Genomic DNA, 17,457 nt, shown 5'->3' with positions numbered 1-17,457 from the left:
GAGTTATCCCATCTCTGAGGTATTTTTTTGCAACAAAAAAGCACCTAACGGTGCTTTTCATTTTTAAATCAAATGGCTTTCGCGTTTTTCAAACATCTCTTTAGCCAGCTCAACCAATTTTTCAATCAAATCTGAGTAAGCAAGTCCCATGTTTTCCCAAAGAAGTGGATACATTGACCATTGTGTGAAACCAGGCATTGTGTTCAATTCATTAAGGTAAACATGACCATCTTCTGTCAAGAAGAAATCACAACGTGACAAACCGCATCCGCCGATAGCACGGAAGGCTGTTGTCGCATAAGCACGCATTTCTTCCATAATGTCGCTATCAATATGAGCTGGAATATCCATGGTAATCTTGTTATCGATGTATTTAGCATCGTAATCGTAGAAAGCAACGTCTTTAACAACTTCACCAGGAAGCGTTGTTTTCACGTCAGCATTTCCCAAAATTCCAACTTCGATTTCTCGAGCGTTAACACCAGTTTCGATAAGAATACGGCTATCATATTTAAGAGCAAAATCAATAGCAGTGCGAAGAGCTGCTTCGTCTTCAGCTTTTGAAATACCTACTGAAGAACCCATGTTAGCTGGTTTAACAAAGACTGGATAAGTCAATTTTTCATTAACTTCTGCTACTGCTTCATCAAGATTAGAACCTTCAACGTAAGTCACGTAAGGTACCAATGGAACACCTGCAGATTCTAGAACATGTTTTGTTGAAATTTTATCCATCGCAACACTTGATGACAAAATGTTAGTTCCAACATAAGGCATTTTAAGAACTTCAAGGAAGCCTTGGACAGAACCGTCTTCACCCATTGGTCCGTGAAGAACTGGGAATACTACTGCGCCAGGTTCATAAATATCACTTGGTTTAATTTTTTGACTTTCAACAACTGTGTCGTTAGTCATCAATTTTTCATCATCAGCAGGTTTGCTAAAGAATTCTTGTGTTTTAATAAAATCACCAGATTTTGTGATGAAGTAAGTTTTCACAAAGAATTTATCATAATTAATCGCACGCATGACGCTTTCAGCTGATAAAACAGATACTTCACGTTCCGCAGAACGTCCACCATAAAGTAAAACAAGCGTTTCTTTTGCCATAAACTTTAATTACCTGAACAGAAAAAAGGTACCAAGTTTTAATATACTTAATAACATTTTTCATCGAACCAAGAAGCCTCACAAAATAAGCAAAATCTCAGTTCAAGTTCAATTCCTTTTCTATTACAATTTCCTAATTATCATACCACAAAAGAAGCCGCCTTTCAAACAAGATTGGGCATTAGATGGAAGAAAAGATGACAAAGAAAAGAAAGAAATTTTTTAGTCATAAGGAAAATAATGTTCAGTTTTTGATTGAAACTCCGAAAGTTTGATAATCTTTTTATCTTCATCAAAATCTGCTATGGTTACACCATCAAAATTATCTATACCTCCTTCATAACAACATTTAAAATACCACTCAACTACTATTGATTTATCATTTTCAATAATACGTTTTATTGTCCACTCCAAAACTTTTCCTTTATTATTCCAATTTTCAAACCAAGTTATAATCTGTGATAACCCATGATACTCTGGTCCATAACTTTCAGAATACACCGCTTGTTCTGCAAAAACATCTTTAAGTACCTCAGCATCATTATCTAGCCAAGACTGAAAATATGCCATTATAATCTCTTTCATAAAGTACGCTCCAATTGTATTGATTGTTTTACTTTATTGTATAACTACTATCCAATAAGTTCAATGACAAGCAAAAAAGCAGCATTTCGCTGCTTTTCTCGTATCCTACAATTCTGTTCGGTTTTCGATGGCACGAAGTAGGGTAACTTCATCGGCATATTCGATATCTGAACCTACCGCTAATCCACGCGCCAAGCGTGTTACTTTGATTCCTGCAGGTTTTAGGACACGTGAGATATACATAGATGTTGCTTCACCATCTGCGGTGGCGTTGGTTGCAATAATAACCTCACTAACCTCACTATCCATCAAACGTGTAATCAATGACTTCAAATTAATATCATCAGGACCGACACCATTCATCGGTGAAATAAGCCCGTGTAAGACATGATAAAGTCCGTGATATTCTTGGATTTTTTCCATAGCTGAGACATCTTTTGAATCCTCAACCACCAAAATCACTGAACGATCACGTGTCTGATCATTACAAATTTGGCAAGGATCTTCATCAGTCAAATTCCCGCACACTGAACAATAAGTTAATTCTCGTTTTGCAGCCAACAAGTTTTTAGCAAATTCATTCACGTCTTCATCAGACATACCAATCGTGTAAAAGGCCAAACGCGTCGCCGTTTTAATCCCGATTCCTGGTAACTTTGTAAAACTATCAATTAGCTTTGCAATCGGTGTTGGATAAAGCATTTTTTCTCCTTTCTTCTGATAAAGTCACGAGCCGACCTTCGCCGACTCGAAATTTTCTTTTATTTATTAGCGTATGTTGACATGTACAAGTTAATAATGTCACGCGCAATTAATTGGTTAGGGTGATTATCATCACTTGTCAAGTGAGGGATGATAACCGCAACCGCAATTTTAGAATCATCATTTTTTGAGTAATCGTAAGCAAGAACACTCAAGTTAACTGTTGTCACTGCATTACCATTGGCGTCAATAGCATAAGTTTCGGCAGTACCTGTTTTACCAGCGATAGTGACATTTCCACGCATGTGGGTACCAGTAGCATAACCACTTGTACTGTTAACCACTTGATAGAACCCTTGTTGAAGAAGAGCCATTTCATCATTTGAAATGTTAACTTTGTTTAAAACATTAGTATCAATCGTTTTAGACAAGTTTCCAAGTCCTGTTGTGCCATCATTATCATAAACACTATCGACAATGTGTGGAGCAACACGGTTACCACCATTTGCGACTGTTGCAGCGTACTGAGCAAGTTGCATCGGTGTGTAAGAATCGTACTGACCGAAAGCTTCTGTCAAGACATTACCAGGACTGTAATCTTCTGAGAGGTAACCAGTCGTTGTTTCTGGCAAATCCATTCCAGTGCTTGTTCCTAATCCATATTCGGCATAAGTAGCACGAAGTTCTTCCATAGCTTCTTTTGTTCCAGTTGTGGCAAGTGCCATTCCAGAATAATATTCTTGTCCCATCATCTTAAGAGCTACTTGAACCATGTAAGTATTTGAAGAATACTCAAGGGCTTGAACAGCTGTGATATTCGTTGCGCCACTACCTGTGAACCATGATTTAATAGCTGGAGAACCCGCAAGGTTGATTGACTGGTCGGCAATGACTTGGTTACCAGAAATGGCATTGTTTTCCCAACCTGAACTAATGGTTGCAGCTTTGACAACTGACCCTGGAACAAAGAGGTCATTAATTGTTCCAAGAGCGTCTAGAGTTGTTGTTGATGAACCAGTGTCATGCGACAAACCAGCCATGGCTAAAATAGCACCGGTCTTCGGATTCAAAGCCACCGCATAAGCTCCTTCAGAATAAGTGGCAAATCCAGCAGCAATTGAGGCTCCATAGTATTGATTCAAAATATTTTCAACACCTGATTGGAAATCAGAGTTGACAGTCAACTTCAAATTTTTACCAGCTTTACCTTCGCTAGTAACATCGTCTGAAACAACATTACCATTCTTATCTGTAGTGATTTCACGGACTGTGTGTGTGCCTTGCAAATCATCTTCATAAGCTTTTTCAAGATAAGATGTTCCGACACGGTCATTCATTGAATAACCTTTTGCTAGATACTCTTCTGCTTCTTCGGCTGGCAAACCTGATTGTTTTGAAGAAACTGTACCAATAAGGGTTGATAGAGAACCTGTTGATGTTTGACGATCCCAATCAGTTGCAATAGAAATGCCTGATAATTTAGAACGGTTAGCTGTGATATAAGCAATTTGCTCATCTGTCAAATCACCAGTTGTCAAATTAACTGTACTGAAAGTCGAGGCAGCATTCATCTGACTGAAAATGTACACCAACTTCAATTCGTCTTCTGAATAATTAATCTCATCATCAGTTACAGCCTTAACAGCATTGGCATAAACCTTAGATTCTGTTAAGTTATTACCGTAATTATCATATTTTTGATTATTTGGAAGACTCTTAACGACTTTTGCATAAGTGTCTGAATCAGCTAAATAATAATCTTTTTTCTGACGCGTTGTAACATTTGTTTCTGTAAAATCAACCAAGGTCGATAGCGTTTTTGCCAAGTTTTTCATTTCCTCAGCAGTGATGGTATTACTACGTGTGAAAGCAACGACTTGTTTTACATTGTTTGATACTAATAAATTTCCTGCGGCATCAAAAATCTGACCACGTGGACTCGATGACGTTACTTTGTAAGTTGTTGATGAATTTAACTTATCATCGTAAAAAGATTTGTTTAAAATTTGCATCTGTGCCAATCTTAAAATAATAATTGAAAATAAGACGACAATGACTGCAAAAATCAAATAAATACGTTTTGTGATACTAGTTGTTTTTTTGGCAATTTTGATTTTGCTCAATCTCTTCTTAACTGACATTCTTTCCTCACAATTAAAAGCTTCGTTTTATATTTTATCACAATTTACTTAAAAGAGAGTGACACAAAATGTAAAACTTTTCACTTTTTTACATCCCCACTTTTCAAGAAAAAAAGCACACCAAAAAAGGAGCGATTTAACACTCCTTTTACTCTATTTAGCATCAACTGAAAAATCAACGCCAACTTTATCACGTAAGAATTTCCAAAGGAAATACGCAATGTAAAAATCAATTGTTCCATGAACAAGAGAACCTAGTCCAATCAAGCCTACCAAAGACCAAATATAAGCTGCTCCTGTATGTGCACCAGCTGTTAAAGCAAGAACAACAATGAATTCTGCTAAACCATGCAAAATATTTAAGAAAATAGCTAATCCAAATGTCAAAACTGGTTTTTCAAGCAGTGATGGACGTTTTTTAATCATGACAGCACCAACGACTGCAAATAACAAATGCGATACAGCTCGCAAAACGATGACAATTGGAAAACCTGCTAACAAGAATCCAAGACTTGTTCCCAAAGCAACTAAAACAGCCACTTGTGGTGAAATGAACATAGCCATAAAGACTGGCACGTGACTAGCTAGTGTAAATGAAGCTGGACCGATGACAACCTTAACCGGCATAACCATAGGAATTAAAATTCCAAAGGCAACTAAAATAGCTGTAAAAGCAAGAGACTTAGTTTGATGACGTCTCATATGACAACTCCTTTTATATATGATAATACCTGAATGATCCCCAATTATCACTCAGGTATGACGATAGCTTTAATCAATTAACTAACAGGCAATACACACGTTTTTTTGAAAGTAGCTAACTGACCTTGCCTATTATAAAGAAAAAAAGAACAGGTGTCAAGACACCTGTAGCTATTTTAATTTGATTTCAAAAGCAAGCCCTTATCAGACAAGTCAGATTTGATTTCTTCAAATTCATCTTTTGAATGACAAGACAGGGTATGTGTATGGATACCATCTGTTAAAGATGAAAGGAGTGTGGCATTTGAATGTTCAACCTTCTCCATAAAGTTATCAATATCTTCCTGACTTTTAATATTAAGTGGTGCTGTCAGCATCCCGTAAATAGGATGTTCAACTTCTACATCAACCATAATGCCACCTTTTGAGATGACACTCTCCAGTTCCTCTTTAGTATGTTCTGGACCGTGTTGACAAGCAATTTTCCCGATAAATTGGTGAGAATAAAGTGCCTGAGACAAGACATAACCTCGTGGCGTAGAAATCACATCATGATTGGCTGCTCTCAACAAAGCCACATCTCCTACGATAATTTGGCGACTCACACCAAGTTGACCTGCTAAAACACTCGCTGAAATGGGAACTTGCGTCTGACTCAAAATATCAATAATTTTTTGACGGCGTTCTGCTGCTTTCATAAAAGCCCCCTTTACAAAATATAATACTTACTACTAATCATACCACAAATTAAGCGAAAACAGAATTTCTCCGAACTGATAACAAAAAGGGTAACAAATTCAAAAAAAGCACCCTAGAAACTAGCCTAGAATGCTTTTATATCAAGGGTTTTACGCCCTATAATCTCTTATCAGATTATTTACCCAAGAAGTATTCGTCAGTAACGTTCAATTTTTCGTCAAATTCGAATACAAGTGGTGGGAAGTTAGGGATTTCAACATCCATAATTTCGTCATCTGACAATTGTTTGATGTGTTTTACAAGAGCGCGGATTGAGTTACCGTGAGCACCTACAAAGACGTTTTTACCATCTTTAAGAGCTGGAGCGATTTTATCTTCCCAGAATGGAAGAGCGCGTTCCAAAGTAACTTTCAAGTTTTCTGCATCTGGAACAACTTTGTCATCAAGGTTAGCGTAACGACGGTCAGTGTGTGCTGAGTATTGGTCGTCTTTAGCCATAGCTGGTGGCAATACATCGTATGAACGACGCCAGATGTGAACTTGTTCGTCACCCCATTTTTCAGCAGCTTCAGCTTTGTTTTGACCAGTCAAACCACCGTAGTGACGTTCGTTCAAGCGCCATGATTTTTCAACTGGAACCCAAAGTTGGTCAGAAGCTTCAAGAGCAAGGTTAGTTGTTTTGATAGCACGTTTAAGAACTGAAGTGAAAGCAACATCGAATTCGATTCCTGCTTCTTTGATCAATTTACCAGCTTCAGTAGCTTGTTTAGTACCTTCTTCTGTAAGGTCAACGTCAGCCCAACCAGTGAAAAGGTTAGCTTTGTTCCATTCAGATTGCCCGTGACGTGCAAACACTAATTTTACCATTAGATAAAGTCTCCTTTAAAATAGTCCAAAGGCTATAAATACACAGCGAAAAATAGATCTTAACCCTTACCAAGATGGCAAATCATTAAACTATTTTTGGCTCAGCATTTTAACCAATTATTATTACGACAAAAGTCGTTTACTCTTACTATTCTACCCAAAAAGCTCTAAAAAAGCTAGTATAATTGCTAATTTTCTGTAAAAGAGTCTGCCTTTACCAACCGTTTACTCGCATTTTTTCCAAAATAAAAAATGGCATGACCAGCAATTGATTCTCAAAGAGAGAGATTCAAAAGCGGTCACACCACCCCACTTTCTAACGAAAATGGTAGCTTTCTATATGATTAAGGCTATTATAGTTCAAAAAATTTTCTATGTCAATTTCATTGTTCGCATGGCATTTAAGGTCGCAAGTACTGTAACACCAACGTCGGCAAAGATGGCTAACCACATATTAGCTAAGCCTAGACTAGCGAGTATCAAGACTAAAACTTTGATACCGATTGAGAAAATAATGTTTTCTCTAGCAATAATGATTGTCTGGCGTGCAATCTTGATAGCCTGCGCAATTTTTGACAAACGGTCATTCATGACAACAACATCTGCTGCTTCAATAGCAACATCACTACCAAGTCCGCCCATCGCGATACCGACATCAGCTCTAGCTAGTACAGGAGCATCATTAATCCCATCACCAACAAATCCAACTGTAGCACGAGGAGATTTTTTCGCCAAATAACCTTCCAGTTCACTGACCTTATCAGCTGGCAATAGCTCCGCTTTGTAATCTGTCATTGACAAGTCATCAGCAATTTTTTCAGCTACTTCATGACGGTCTCCTGTTAACATGACAAGATTTTTCACACCAGCTTTTTTAAGTTGTTCTAGAGCTTCCTTGGTATCTGATTTAATGCAATCTGAAATAACAATATGACCAGCATAAGCACCATCAATAGCCACATGAACAATCGTTCCGACTTTATGGCAAGATTTCCATTTAGCTCCTAAGCTATCCATAAATTTAGTATTTCCGACAGCTACATCATGACCGTTTACCTTAGCACTAATACCGTAACCAGATTTTTCAGTCACATCTGTAATCGAACAATCATCTGCTTCTTTTTCATAAGCTTCACGAAGTGATTGAGCAATTGGATGACTTGAAAAACGTTCTACGTGACTAGCTAAATGTAGTAAATGCTCTTTCTTAATATCATCTGAATGAAGAGCCGTTACCTCAAAAACACCTTCTGTCAAAGTCCCTGTTTTATCAAAAAGCAACGTTTCAAGTGAAGCTAAACTTTCAAGATAGTTTGAGCCTTTAATGAGAACACCAGCTTTTGAGCTTGCTCCCAAACCGCCAAAAAAGCTAAGCGGAATAGAAATGACCAAAGCACATGGACAAGAAATAACAAGGAAAGTAAGCGCACGGCTCAGCCACTCTGGAAAGTTCCCTACAAAATCACCTGAAAATACTGGCGGTAAGAAAGCTAAAATCAAAGCAGCAATAACTACCGTTGGCGTGTAAACTTCTGCAAACTTAGTCATAAAACGTTCGCTCTTTGATTTATTAGCTGTTGAATTTTCAAGCAAATCTAAAATCTTACTCAAAGTAGAATCTTCAACACGATGCAAAACTTTAACACGAATCACACCAGTCATGTTAATCATCCCTGAGAGAACTTGGTCACCAACCTGAACACTTTGCGGTAAACTTTCTCCTGTCAAAGCTGCTGTATCAACCGAAGACTCACCAGAAACCAAGATACCATCAATCGCAACCTTCTCCCCAGGTTGGATCACAATCACCTGACCTTCTTGCAAGGTTTTCGGATCAACATCAACTGTTTGACCACCTTCTTCCAAATGAACAAGATTTGGTCGCAAATCTAGTAGTTCTGAAATTGATTTTTCACTGCTACCTTCAGCAATATGCTCAAAGAATTCACCAACTTGGTAGAAAATCATTACAAATACAGCTTCGGCAAATTCAGCCTCACCAGTCATAAAACTAAGAGCAAATGCTCCAAGTGTCGCTAGTGACATCAAAAAATGTTCACTAAAGACTTTCCCTTGACTTATTTTTACCAAGGCTTTTTTCAAAACGTCATAGCCAGCCATTAAAAATGGAATGGCATATAAGAAAGCTTGAGCGACTAAACCAAGATGGTTCAAGCGAACCACAAGGAAAACGATAAGAAAAACTAGCGCTGCTAGCAAGATGCGAGCGAGCTTCTTTTTATGTTTATGTGACATGATTAATCCTCCTGATAATGCTCTACAACAGACTCCAAAACTTGGCTAATATGCTTATCAGCAAGGGCATAAATCTGATTTTTCCCTTCACGTCGAACAGAAACAATCTTGAGATTTTTTAGCATAGTCAACTGATGTGAAATCGCTGATGGCGTCATCTCTAAAATTTCTGCTAATTCACTAGATTTTAATTCTCCCTTGCTTAAACAAGAAATAATTTGCAAGCGTGTCGTGTTTCCCAAAGCCTTAAAAAAGCTGGAAACATCCGTTAGCAAATCACCTTTTAGCAACTTTTGTGATTCATTAGTCTCAATCATCTTAATTATCTCCAATATCTTTTATAAAACATTTGAACAATTACTCAAATGTTCTACTGTATTCACTATATCACTTTCACAAAAACTATGCAAGCATGAACTAACTTTGGTTAACCCGAGAGGTATTTTTCATTTTTTCAGTCTATTAACAAGATAAAAAATACAAAAAGCACCCTAAACCAGGCAAAATCTTTCTATTTTTTATAAAATTATCAAAAATGTTCGGAAAAAGACTTGCTTTCGAGTTACTGAAATAGTAAAATGTTTCTTGTAATATCAGAAAATTCACTATTGTGTGATAATAGATTTTTGGAGGACTTTATGGTTTCAACTGCAACTAAAATTGGAGCTTTCGATTTTGACAACTGCTTGATGAACGCTGCTGGCGTTTATTGTATGACTCGAGAAGAATTAACTGAAATTGAAGCTTCTGCTGCAGGCTCTTTCGTCACAAAAACTGGAACATTGGCTGCACGTCCAGGAAATCCCGAACCACGTTACGCTGATACAGCTCTTGGTTCAATCAATTCTATGGGACTTCCAAACAATGGTTTCCAATATTATCTTGACTACGTTACTGAACTCCAAAACACACCAAATAGTAAAAATCACTTTTTATCACTTGTTGGTATGTCTGAAGAAGAAACACATACTATCTTAAAAGCAGTTCAAGAGTCTGACTACCAAGGACTTGTAGAACTAAACCTTTCTTGTCCAAATGTCCCTGGTAAACCACAAATCGCTTATGATTTTGAAACAACTGAACGAATTTTAAAAGATATCTTCACATACTTCACAAAACCTCTTGGAGTTAAATTGCCTCCATATTTTGATATCGCACACTTTGACCGTGCGGCAGCTATCTTCAATCAATTTCCACTAACTTTCGTTAACTGCATCAACTCAGTCGGAAATGGTTTGGTGGTTGACGATGAAACTGTTGTTATCAAACCTAAAAATGGTTTTGGTGGCATCGGTGGCGACTATGTCAAACCAACTGCTCTTGCCAATGTTCATGCCTTTTACAAACGCCTAAATCCTTCTATCCAAATCATCGGAACTGGTGGTGTCAAATCAGGTCGTGACGCTTTTGAGCACATCTTATGTGGTGCAAGTATGGTTCAACTTGGAACAATCCTTCATCAAGAAGGTCCTGCTGCTTTTGCACGCATCACAGAAGAACTTAAAGCTATCATGGAAGAAAAAGGTTATGAAACCCTAGAAGACTTCCGTGGCAAATTGAAATATATCGACTAAGAAAAAAATAAAAAGAGCAAGGACATGTTGTCCTCACTCTTTTTAGGATTTGCCACCTCCTACAGTTGACATAGAAGCTCTTCTCATAAGAGAAAGAGTTCCTAATTGATTAATTATTACGCATTAAGTTCAAAATTGGTTTTTTGATAAGTAGCAACAATGCACCAATACCAAGACATACAAGTCCTAAGATACCGAAGAATGCTACTTCTGTGTCTTTAGTAAAGTATGGTGTAATCAAAGCATTCACTGCTTGTGAAGTTGAATCTGCCAAGAACCAAAGTGCAACCATTTGTGATTGGAATGCAAGTGGTGCAAGTCTAGTTGAAACAGATAGACCTACTGGAGAAACTAACAACTCACCAGCCATTTGAACGGCAAACATTACTACCAACCAGATAAAGCTTACACGGTTGTTTGTTCCGTACAACATACCTGGCAAAGCCATGATCATGTATGACACACCAGTTAACAACAACCCTAATCCAAATTTTGTAACCGCTGATGGTTGACGTTCACCCATTTTGTTCCAAATCCAAACAAATAATGGTGTCAAGATAACGATAAACAATGGATTAAGCAATTGATACCATGAAGGGTCAATATAAAGGTTAATACCAAAGATTGTTGGATGCAAGTTTGTACGAGTTTCACCCCAGACAGCAATAACTGTCGCACTTTGTTCTTCAACTAACCAGAATACGATAGAAGACAAGAACAATGGAAGGTAAGCCAACAATTGCTTACGTTCTGTGCTTGAAACTTTTTTAGATGCGAACATCAAGATAAAGTAGATAAATGGGATGAAGATACCAGCCATTGATAGAATATTGATGAAGTTATCAACGAATTTAGCTGGATTTGCTTGGTAAAGCAATGTTCCAGCAATAGCTAAGATAACAAAACCAATAACTGATTTAATTGCTAACCCTTTTTTCTCTGCTGTCGTTAATGGATTAGAAGGTTTGTTTCCAATTTCTGGGAATTGCTTCATTCGTCCATACCAATAAACAAATAGAGCAAATACCATACCAATAGCGGCAAGAGAGAAACCTAAGTGATAGTTGATACTTTGTCCAACTGTTCCTACTACGATAGGAGCAAGCAATGAACCAATGTTGATACCAATGACAAAGATATTGAAACCTGTGTCACGACGAGGATCGTCTGGTTCATACAAGTGACCAACCATATTTGAAATGTTTGGTTTTAACATCCCTGTTCCCAAGATAATCAAGAATAGTGAGATGAAAAGAGACGTCAAGCCAAACGGAAGAGCTAAAACAATGTGCCCTAGGGTGATAAGAATACCACCGATGAAGATTGTTTGAGATGCGCCAAGGACGCGGTCTGCAAACCATCCACCAATAATACCTGAAAGGTATACAAGAGCTCCATAGATACTTACAATAGCCATTGCTTGTGGCTTAGGAAGTCCTAACCCTGCGTTAGCTGAAGTAACAGATGCGTACAAATAGTAAATTAAGATCGCACGCATTCCATAGTACGAGAATCGTTCCCAAAGTTCTGTTTGGAATAAAGTAAACAAAGCCTTAGGCTGTCCAAAAAATGTTTTTTCTTTATTTTTTTCCATACAATCCATTATATAGATTTTTTTTAATTTGGGCAATAGAAATTTTATTTAAAATATTAAGTAAATTCTTGAAAATGGATATAATCACAGCAAATTCCTCTCAAAATCAACATCCTTTTCAAATAACTTACTCAAAAAAATAGCGCCATAAAGGCGCTATTTTTGGGCTTTTAAAGAGGCTGAGTCAAAAATACTCACCCCCTCAATTTATAAAATTGTAATAAATATACGCATTTCAACAATCTGAAAATAAATTTTTAAAAATGACTGTCAAAAATATGCCAACTTTAATTAACTTAGTTCATTTGGCTAGTTAGATTTCCTTCTTTAGACAATTTTTAATTATTAAAGCAAGTAGTCACTGCTAACTTAGCCATAATCGGCTGAGAAATCAGCTCTCACCCCAAACTTCCTTATTCTTTACCAATTATCCCAAAAATCACTGTCGTCTTCGTCTGGGCTTGTTTTATCGTCTTCTTCTGCTTGATCTTGAGTGATGATATTTCCATTCTCATCAACTTTTGGTTTCATGGCAAGTCCCACCATAATCAACATCACAGCCTTAAAAAGTGAAAACGCCCCTAAAAAAATAACAACTAACAAAAGTGTTTTATCCATGATTTAACTCTTTCTTTACATTTATCACACGTAAATTCACGATATTTCTATGTTCGATTATAACATAAAAGCATGAATTACCTTGACTTATTACTGTAAAACTTTTCTTCTTTACAAGAAAAAAAGAGCCTTGCCAGACTCAACAACGGTTGATATGACAAGGTTCTTTTCTATGTAATTATTTTACAGCGTCTTTAAGTGCTTTACCAGCTTTGAATGCAGGTACTTTTGAAGCTGCAATTTCAATTTCTTCACCAGTTTGTGGGTTACGACCTTTACGAGCTGCGCGTTCGCGAACTTCAAAGTTACCAAAACCGATTAATTGAACTTTTTCGCCTTCAGAAAGGAAGCTTTCGATTGCTGAGAATACTGCATCTACAGCTGCTGCTGAATCTTTTTTAGTAAGCTCAGTTGCTTCTGCAACTTTAGCGATTAAATCTTGTTTGTTAGCCATTTAACAAATCCTCCAATTAATTTCTAAGCGTTAACACTTTAACAAAGTCTATGATACCCAAAAAAAGGCTTAAGGTCAAGTATTAAACGTTTAATTAGCTGTTTTTCTTGTAAATATCAAAGTTAAATTGATCGCCTACAAGATCGATTGTTGTCGCTTTCAAAAAGATGCCAGCATCGTTTTTTATGTTCTGAATATTGATATTAATAACAGACTCTTTTGGCAAAACTTCCACAAAATTTGGAAGGTCAACACTTGATTTCAAGTACTTCAAAACTTCTGATTCTGGCAATGTTAGTGTTCCAACTGAAAATGAAGTGATTTTTAGCTGAATAGCACCTGATTCTAGGCGACTTGGTTGGAAATAAATGTAAAGTGGCACTTCATAACCCAAGAAAGTGTAAGTTCCTTCAAACAAAATCGCTGATGAAGTTGCGTAAACATTGTAAGATGAATTTTTTGTTTGATAGTCTTTCAAATATGAGGCGACTGTGTCATTCAATTGCTCACGTGTTGTTGAAACTGTTCCAACTTTGACACTTTTAGCTTTTTTTGAAGTAATCGTTTGTGCTGCTGGTTCTCTGACTTGGATTAAGCGGCTAGCAATCACTCCCACAAAAGCCACATTAATAGCTAAAATGAGAAGGCACGCCCACTTCCACCAGTTAGTCTTTGTTCCATTCGTTTTTAGTTTCATTGATTTTCTCCATTGTTACGTCTGACATAATTTGATAGCCAATATTATTCGGGTGGAAATGGTCACCACTAAACAGCGCATCGTTGATAACCGTTGTTTGGTCACCAGATGTTGACACGATTCCTTCTTGACCATCAATTCCTTTATAGAGCTGGTCGTTGATTGGAACAAAATAAACATGACGGTACTCTTTTGTCACGCTCTCAGTAGCATCATTCCAATCATTGATGATTTCTTGCATCTCCGTCATTTCAGGGAAATTCAAGTAAAACGGATTATAAATCCCCAAAATATAAATTGGCAAATCCTCATTTTCTGAGCGAGCTAGCTCAATAATCTGACGTAGACGTTCTTGATATGATTTGGCAGGCTTTTTAAAGGTTGCCACAGATAATTTCGTCAAATGCTTGCGAATAACTGCCATGACATCATTTCCCCCAACAGTCAGGGTCATCATATCCGCTTTAGCCAAGGAATTTTGGATGTCTTGCTTGTCTTTCATTCGCGTCAAAATCTGATTGCTGGTATTTCCTGAAACCCCGTAGTTATCATGAGTAACTTGATAATGATAAGCATCTGTTAAACTTTGGGATAGAATTGGGACAAAACCACCTTGATTAGTCGTATCACCAACCCCTTCGGTCAAGGAATCACCGATAGCTACATAGCGAAAGGACTTTGTCTGCTGAGCTAGGAAATCCTTCTTGGTTAACTCTTGATCTGACTTTGGAATAAGCACATTAAAAATGACAATAAACAGAAGAAGGCTTGCTAAAAAGAAAGCAAACCCAGTTAAAAAATTCTTTTTCTTATTCATAGCGTACCATAACCGCAAAAGCGTCTTCACCAGTGTGCGTTTGGATGATTGAACCAGTTTCTAAAACAGCAATTGGGGCACCCAAAACTTGCAGCTTTTCTTTAAAGCCATTTGCCATATCAGACGTTCCACAGTATGAAATACCGATTTCAGCGACTTTTTTGCCAGACGTTTGTGCATGCTCAATAAAGCTATCAAGCCATTTGTTAAATGTTTTAACACCACGACCTTTGATAACTGTGTTCAATTCGCAATCAATCATTTCCATAACCACTCGAATGTTAAGAAGTGAGCTGAGAAGACCTGTAACACGTCCAATACGTCCACCCTTAACCAAATTTTCAAGGGTTGAAACACCAATGTAAAGTTCTGATTTTTGGCGAACTTCTTCTACTTTAGCAATAACTTCTTCCAAGCTAGCACCTTCTTGGGCTAATTTTGCAGCTTGCACCACTTGGAATTTTTGACATTGGTCAGTAAATGTTGAATCGATAACCGTTACGTCTGCTCCAGCAAGGTTAGCTCCTTGACGGGCTGCCTCAACAGTTCCTGAAAGGGTGTGCGTGATGTGAATTGAAACAATGTGCTCAGCACCATTTTTCATCAAGTTTTCGTAAACTTCTGCAAATACACCAACAGGGGGTTGACTTGTCTTAGGCAATTCTTTGCTGTTGCGCATCAAGTTGAGGAATTTTCCTTCCTCTTTCATGTCGTTATCAGAATAAACAACACCATCAATCATAACTGACAATGGCACAACTGTAATATCATATTTTTCAACTAATTCTGGTTCAATCGTTAAAGATGAATCTGTAACAATTTTAATTTTACTCATTTTTTATCCTATCATACTTTCAAAACTTTATATCAAAATTTTATCCTAACAACCATTATACCAAATTTTTAGCAGTTGGGGGACATTTTATCAGGATGGTGTCTAGAAGACAAAAAAAGAAGCCCTGAGGCTCCTATTTTATTTCTTTAGCAATTCACGCGCTTGTTCACGCGCCATTTCCGTAATATCACTACCTGCAAGCATTTTTGCAATTTCTTCCACACGCTCTTCTTCACTTAACAAACGCACTGTTGAAACTGTTGTATTTTCATCACTACGTTTTTCAATAAAGAATTGATAATCCGCAATCGCAATCACTTGTGGTAAGTGTGAAATCGCCAAAACTTGCCCGTGACTACCGATTTTATAGATTTTTTGGGCAATAGCTTGCGCTACACGTCCAGAAACTCCTGTATCAACCTCGTCAAAGACAATACTTGTCTTGTCTTCTTTACGTGAAAAAGCAGATTTTATAGCCAACATCAAACGGGAAATTTCACCACCAGATGCCACCTTAACCAAAGGTTTGAACCCTTCTCCAGGATTGGTTGAAATGTAGAATTCAATAGCTTCATTCCCGTCACGGTTGAATTTTCCTTTGCTAAATTGCACTTGAAAATCAGCTTTTTCCATGTACAAATCAGCCAATTCTTGCTTGATTTCAGCTTCTAGGTCCTTAGCTAAGTGATGACGTTCTTGGCTAAGATTCTCAGCAGCAACAATCAATTCTTTTTCTAGGCGTTTGAGCTCTTTTTCCATATCATCAGATGACTCATCGTTGCCGGTCAAAAGATTGTACTCTTTGGTGATATTTTCATAATAATCTAAAACATCATCAACACTGCCACCGTATTTACGTGTAATGCTGTAAATCACTTCTAAACGAGCTTCAATTTGTTGAAGACTTCCAGCATCAAAATCTAGCTCATCAATGACATCACCAAGATGCTTAGTCACTTCTTCTAAAATATAATAAGCTTCAGAAACATTCGATGACATTTCTTTGTAATCCGCATCGAATTCTTCCAAGGTCATCAAGTCGTTCATAGCTGAGCGAATGTTTGACAAACTTGAAAACTCTTCATCATCAAGCATGACATAAGCATTAGTTAAGGTGTCTGCAATATGCTTGTGATTTAACAATTTGTCACGCTTTTGGTTGAGCGCTTGGTCTTCACCTGATTTTAGGGCAGCTGCTTCAATCTCTGCAATTTGAAATTCCAGCATTTCGATACGCGCTTTGTGTTCCTGCTCGTTTTTTTGCTTAGTCAAAACACGTTTACGCAAACGGCGATAACGCTCAAAAAGGTCTTGGTAGTGTTTCTTGACCGAAGCAAAATGGCTATCCCCAAATTCATCAAGCATACGAATGTGCATGTTTGGTTTCATCAATTCTTCTTGGTCATGTTGCCCATGGATATCAACCAAATATTGCCCAACAGCACGAAGGGTTGTAAGGTTAACCATCTGACCATTAATGCGACCAATTGAACGACCATTTTGCAAAATTTCACGGCGAATAATTAATTCTTCCGTAACTTCAATGCCGTTTTCTTCCAGAATTTGCGTGAGCGCAGCATTTTCACCAACTGAAAACAGACCTTCAATTTCAGCTTTATTTGCCCCGTGACGGATGACATCAAGACTGGCACGCGCACCAAGCATGAGATTCATGGCATCGATAATAATAGACTTCCCTGCACCAGTTTCACCCGTCAAAACGGTCATGCCATTTTCAAAAGTCAATGAGATTTCTTCAATGATGGCAAAATTTTTAATGGAAATTTCTAAAAGCATAGAACGACC

At 37.5% G+C, this 17,457-nt stretch carries 17 protein-coding genes; 1 reads left to right on the top strand and 16 read right to left on the bottom strand.

Annotated elements, in window-relative coordinates:
* Nucleotides 1-63 precede the first annotated feature (63 nt).
* From BLR83_RS00500 to BLR83_RS00460, 9 genes are all read right to left on the bottom strand, one after another.
* Nucleotides 64-1,110, bottom strand: coding sequence for a D-alanine--D-alanine ligase (locus BLR83_RS00500; RefSeq protein ID WP_074559534.1), 1,047 nt, complete (start codon nucleotides 1,108-1,110; stop codon nucleotides 64-66).
* A 222-nt stretch (nucleotides 1,111-1,332) separates the two neighbouring features.
* Nucleotides 1,333-1,695: a nuclear transport factor 2 family protein gene (locus BLR83_RS00495; protein WP_039691029.1), complete on the bottom strand. Its 363-nt coding sequence runs from the start codon at nucleotides 1,693-1,695 to the stop codon at nucleotides 1,333-1,335.
* A 105-nt stretch (nucleotides 1,696-1,800) separates the two neighbouring features.
* A complete protein-coding gene (recR, locus tag BLR83_RS00490; RefSeq protein ID WP_014334442.1) occupies nucleotides 1,801-2,397 on the bottom strand; it encodes a recombination mediator RecR in 597 nt (198 codons plus the stop codon).
* 59 nt (nucleotides 2,398-2,456) lie between these two features.
* Nucleotides 2,457-4,538 carry a penicillin-binding protein PBP2B gene (pbp2b, locus tag BLR83_RS00485; protein WP_074559532.1) on the bottom strand — a complete coding sequence of 694 codons (2,082 nt, stop codon included), beginning with the start codon at nucleotides 4,536-4,538 and terminating at the stop codon, nucleotides 2,457-2,459.
* A gap of 153 nt (nucleotides 4,539-4,691) precedes the next feature.
* Nucleotides 4,692-5,240: a hypothetical protein gene (locus tag BLR83_RS00480; RefSeq protein ID WP_074559529.1), complete on the bottom strand. Its 549-nt coding sequence runs from the start codon at nucleotides 5,238-5,240 to the stop codon at nucleotides 4,692-4,694.
* A 176-nt stretch (nucleotides 5,241-5,416) separates the two neighbouring features.
* The gene (locus BLR83_RS00475; protein WP_039697260.1) at nucleotides 5,417-5,938 is read right to left on the bottom strand and encodes a transcription repressor NadR; all 522 of its coding nucleotides are present in this window, start codon (nucleotides 5,936-5,938) and stop codon (nucleotides 5,417-5,419) included.
* Nucleotides 5,939-6,113: 175 nt separating this feature from the next.
* Nucleotides 6,114-6,806: a phosphoglycerate mutase gene (locus tag BLR83_RS00470; RefSeq protein ID WP_020916409.1), complete on the bottom strand. Its 693-nt coding sequence runs from the start codon at nucleotides 6,804-6,806 to the stop codon at nucleotides 6,114-6,116.
* Nucleotides 6,807-7,178: 372 nt separating this feature from the next.
* Nucleotides 7,179-9,062 (bottom strand): heavy metal translocating P-type ATPase, encoded by a 1,884-nt coding sequence (locus BLR83_RS00465; protein WP_074559527.1) that lies wholly within the window; start codon nucleotides 9,060-9,062, stop codon nucleotides 7,179-7,181.
* 2 nt (nucleotides 9,063-9,064) lie between these two features.
* Nucleotides 9,065-9,379, bottom strand: a complete 315-nt coding sequence (locus tag BLR83_RS00460) for an ArsR/SmtB family transcription factor (protein WP_006531516.1) — start codon at nucleotides 9,377-9,379, stop codon at nucleotides 9,065-9,067.
* 321 nt (nucleotides 9,380-9,700) lie between these two features.
* Between BLR83_RS00460 and BLR83_RS00455 the strand changes: the two genes are divergently transcribed.
* Entirely contained in the window at nucleotides 9,701-10,636 is a 936-nt protein-coding gene (locus BLR83_RS00455) for a dihydroorotate oxidase (RefSeq protein ID WP_074559524.1), read from the top strand.
* A 109-nt stretch (nucleotides 10,637-10,745) separates the two neighbouring features.
* On the opposite strand, the gene BLR83_RS00450 is transcribed toward BLR83_RS00455, so the two are convergent.
* From BLR83_RS00450 to recN, 7 genes are all read right to left on the bottom strand, one after another.
* Complete coding sequence (locus BLR83_RS00450) at nucleotides 10,746-12,230, bottom strand: peptide MFS transporter (RefSeq protein ID WP_081340998.1); 1,485 nt, start codon at nucleotides 12,228-12,230, stop codon at nucleotides 10,746-10,748.
* Between the two features lie 420 nt (nucleotides 12,231-12,650).
* On the bottom strand, nucleotides 12,651-12,848 hold the full coding sequence (locus BLR83_RS00445) for a hypothetical protein (protein WP_074559520.1): 198 nt from the start codon (nucleotides 12,846-12,848) through the stop codon (nucleotides 12,651-12,653).
* Between the two features lie 178 nt (nucleotides 12,849-13,026).
* The gene (locus tag BLR83_RS00440) at nucleotides 13,027-13,302 is read right to left on the bottom strand and encodes an HU family DNA-binding protein (RefSeq protein ID WP_009853724.1); all 276 of its coding nucleotides are present in this window, start codon (nucleotides 13,300-13,302) and stop codon (nucleotides 13,027-13,029) included.
* 94 nt (nucleotides 13,303-13,396) lie between these two features.
* Nucleotides 13,397-13,999, bottom strand: a complete 603-nt coding sequence (locus BLR83_RS00435) for a YpmS family protein (RefSeq protein WP_074559517.1) — start codon at nucleotides 13,997-13,999, stop codon at nucleotides 13,397-13,399.
* Nucleotides 13,968-14,816 carry an SGNH/GDSL hydrolase family protein gene (locus BLR83_RS00430; protein WP_074559515.1) on the bottom strand — a complete coding sequence of 283 codons (849 nt, stop codon included), beginning with the start codon at nucleotides 14,814-14,816 and terminating at the stop codon, nucleotides 13,968-13,970. The genes BLR83_RS00435 and BLR83_RS00430 overlap by 32 nt, the downstream gene beginning before the upstream one ends.
* Nucleotides 14,809-15,651, bottom strand: coding sequence for a DegV family protein (locus BLR83_RS00425; RefSeq protein WP_074559513.1), 843 nt, complete (start codon nucleotides 15,649-15,651; stop codon nucleotides 14,809-14,811). The genes BLR83_RS00430 and BLR83_RS00425 overlap by 8 nt, the downstream gene beginning before the upstream one ends.
* 138 nt (nucleotides 15,652-15,789) lie before the next feature.
* Nucleotides 15,790-17,448 carry a DNA repair protein RecN gene (gene recN, locus BLR83_RS00420; protein WP_074559511.1) on the bottom strand — a complete coding sequence of 553 codons (1,659 nt, stop codon included), beginning with the start codon at nucleotides 17,446-17,448 and terminating at the stop codon, nucleotides 15,790-15,792.
* Nucleotides 17,449-17,457 lie beyond the last annotated feature (9 nt).

The organism is Streptococcus equinus (assembly GCF_900101445.1).
Classification (GTDB): Bacteria; Bacillota; Bacilli; order Lactobacillales; family Streptococcaceae; genus Streptococcus; species Streptococcus equinus_B.
The sequence above is the reverse complement of the archived record's forward strand: the minus strand, read 5'-3'. Positions and strand labels throughout refer to the sequence as shown.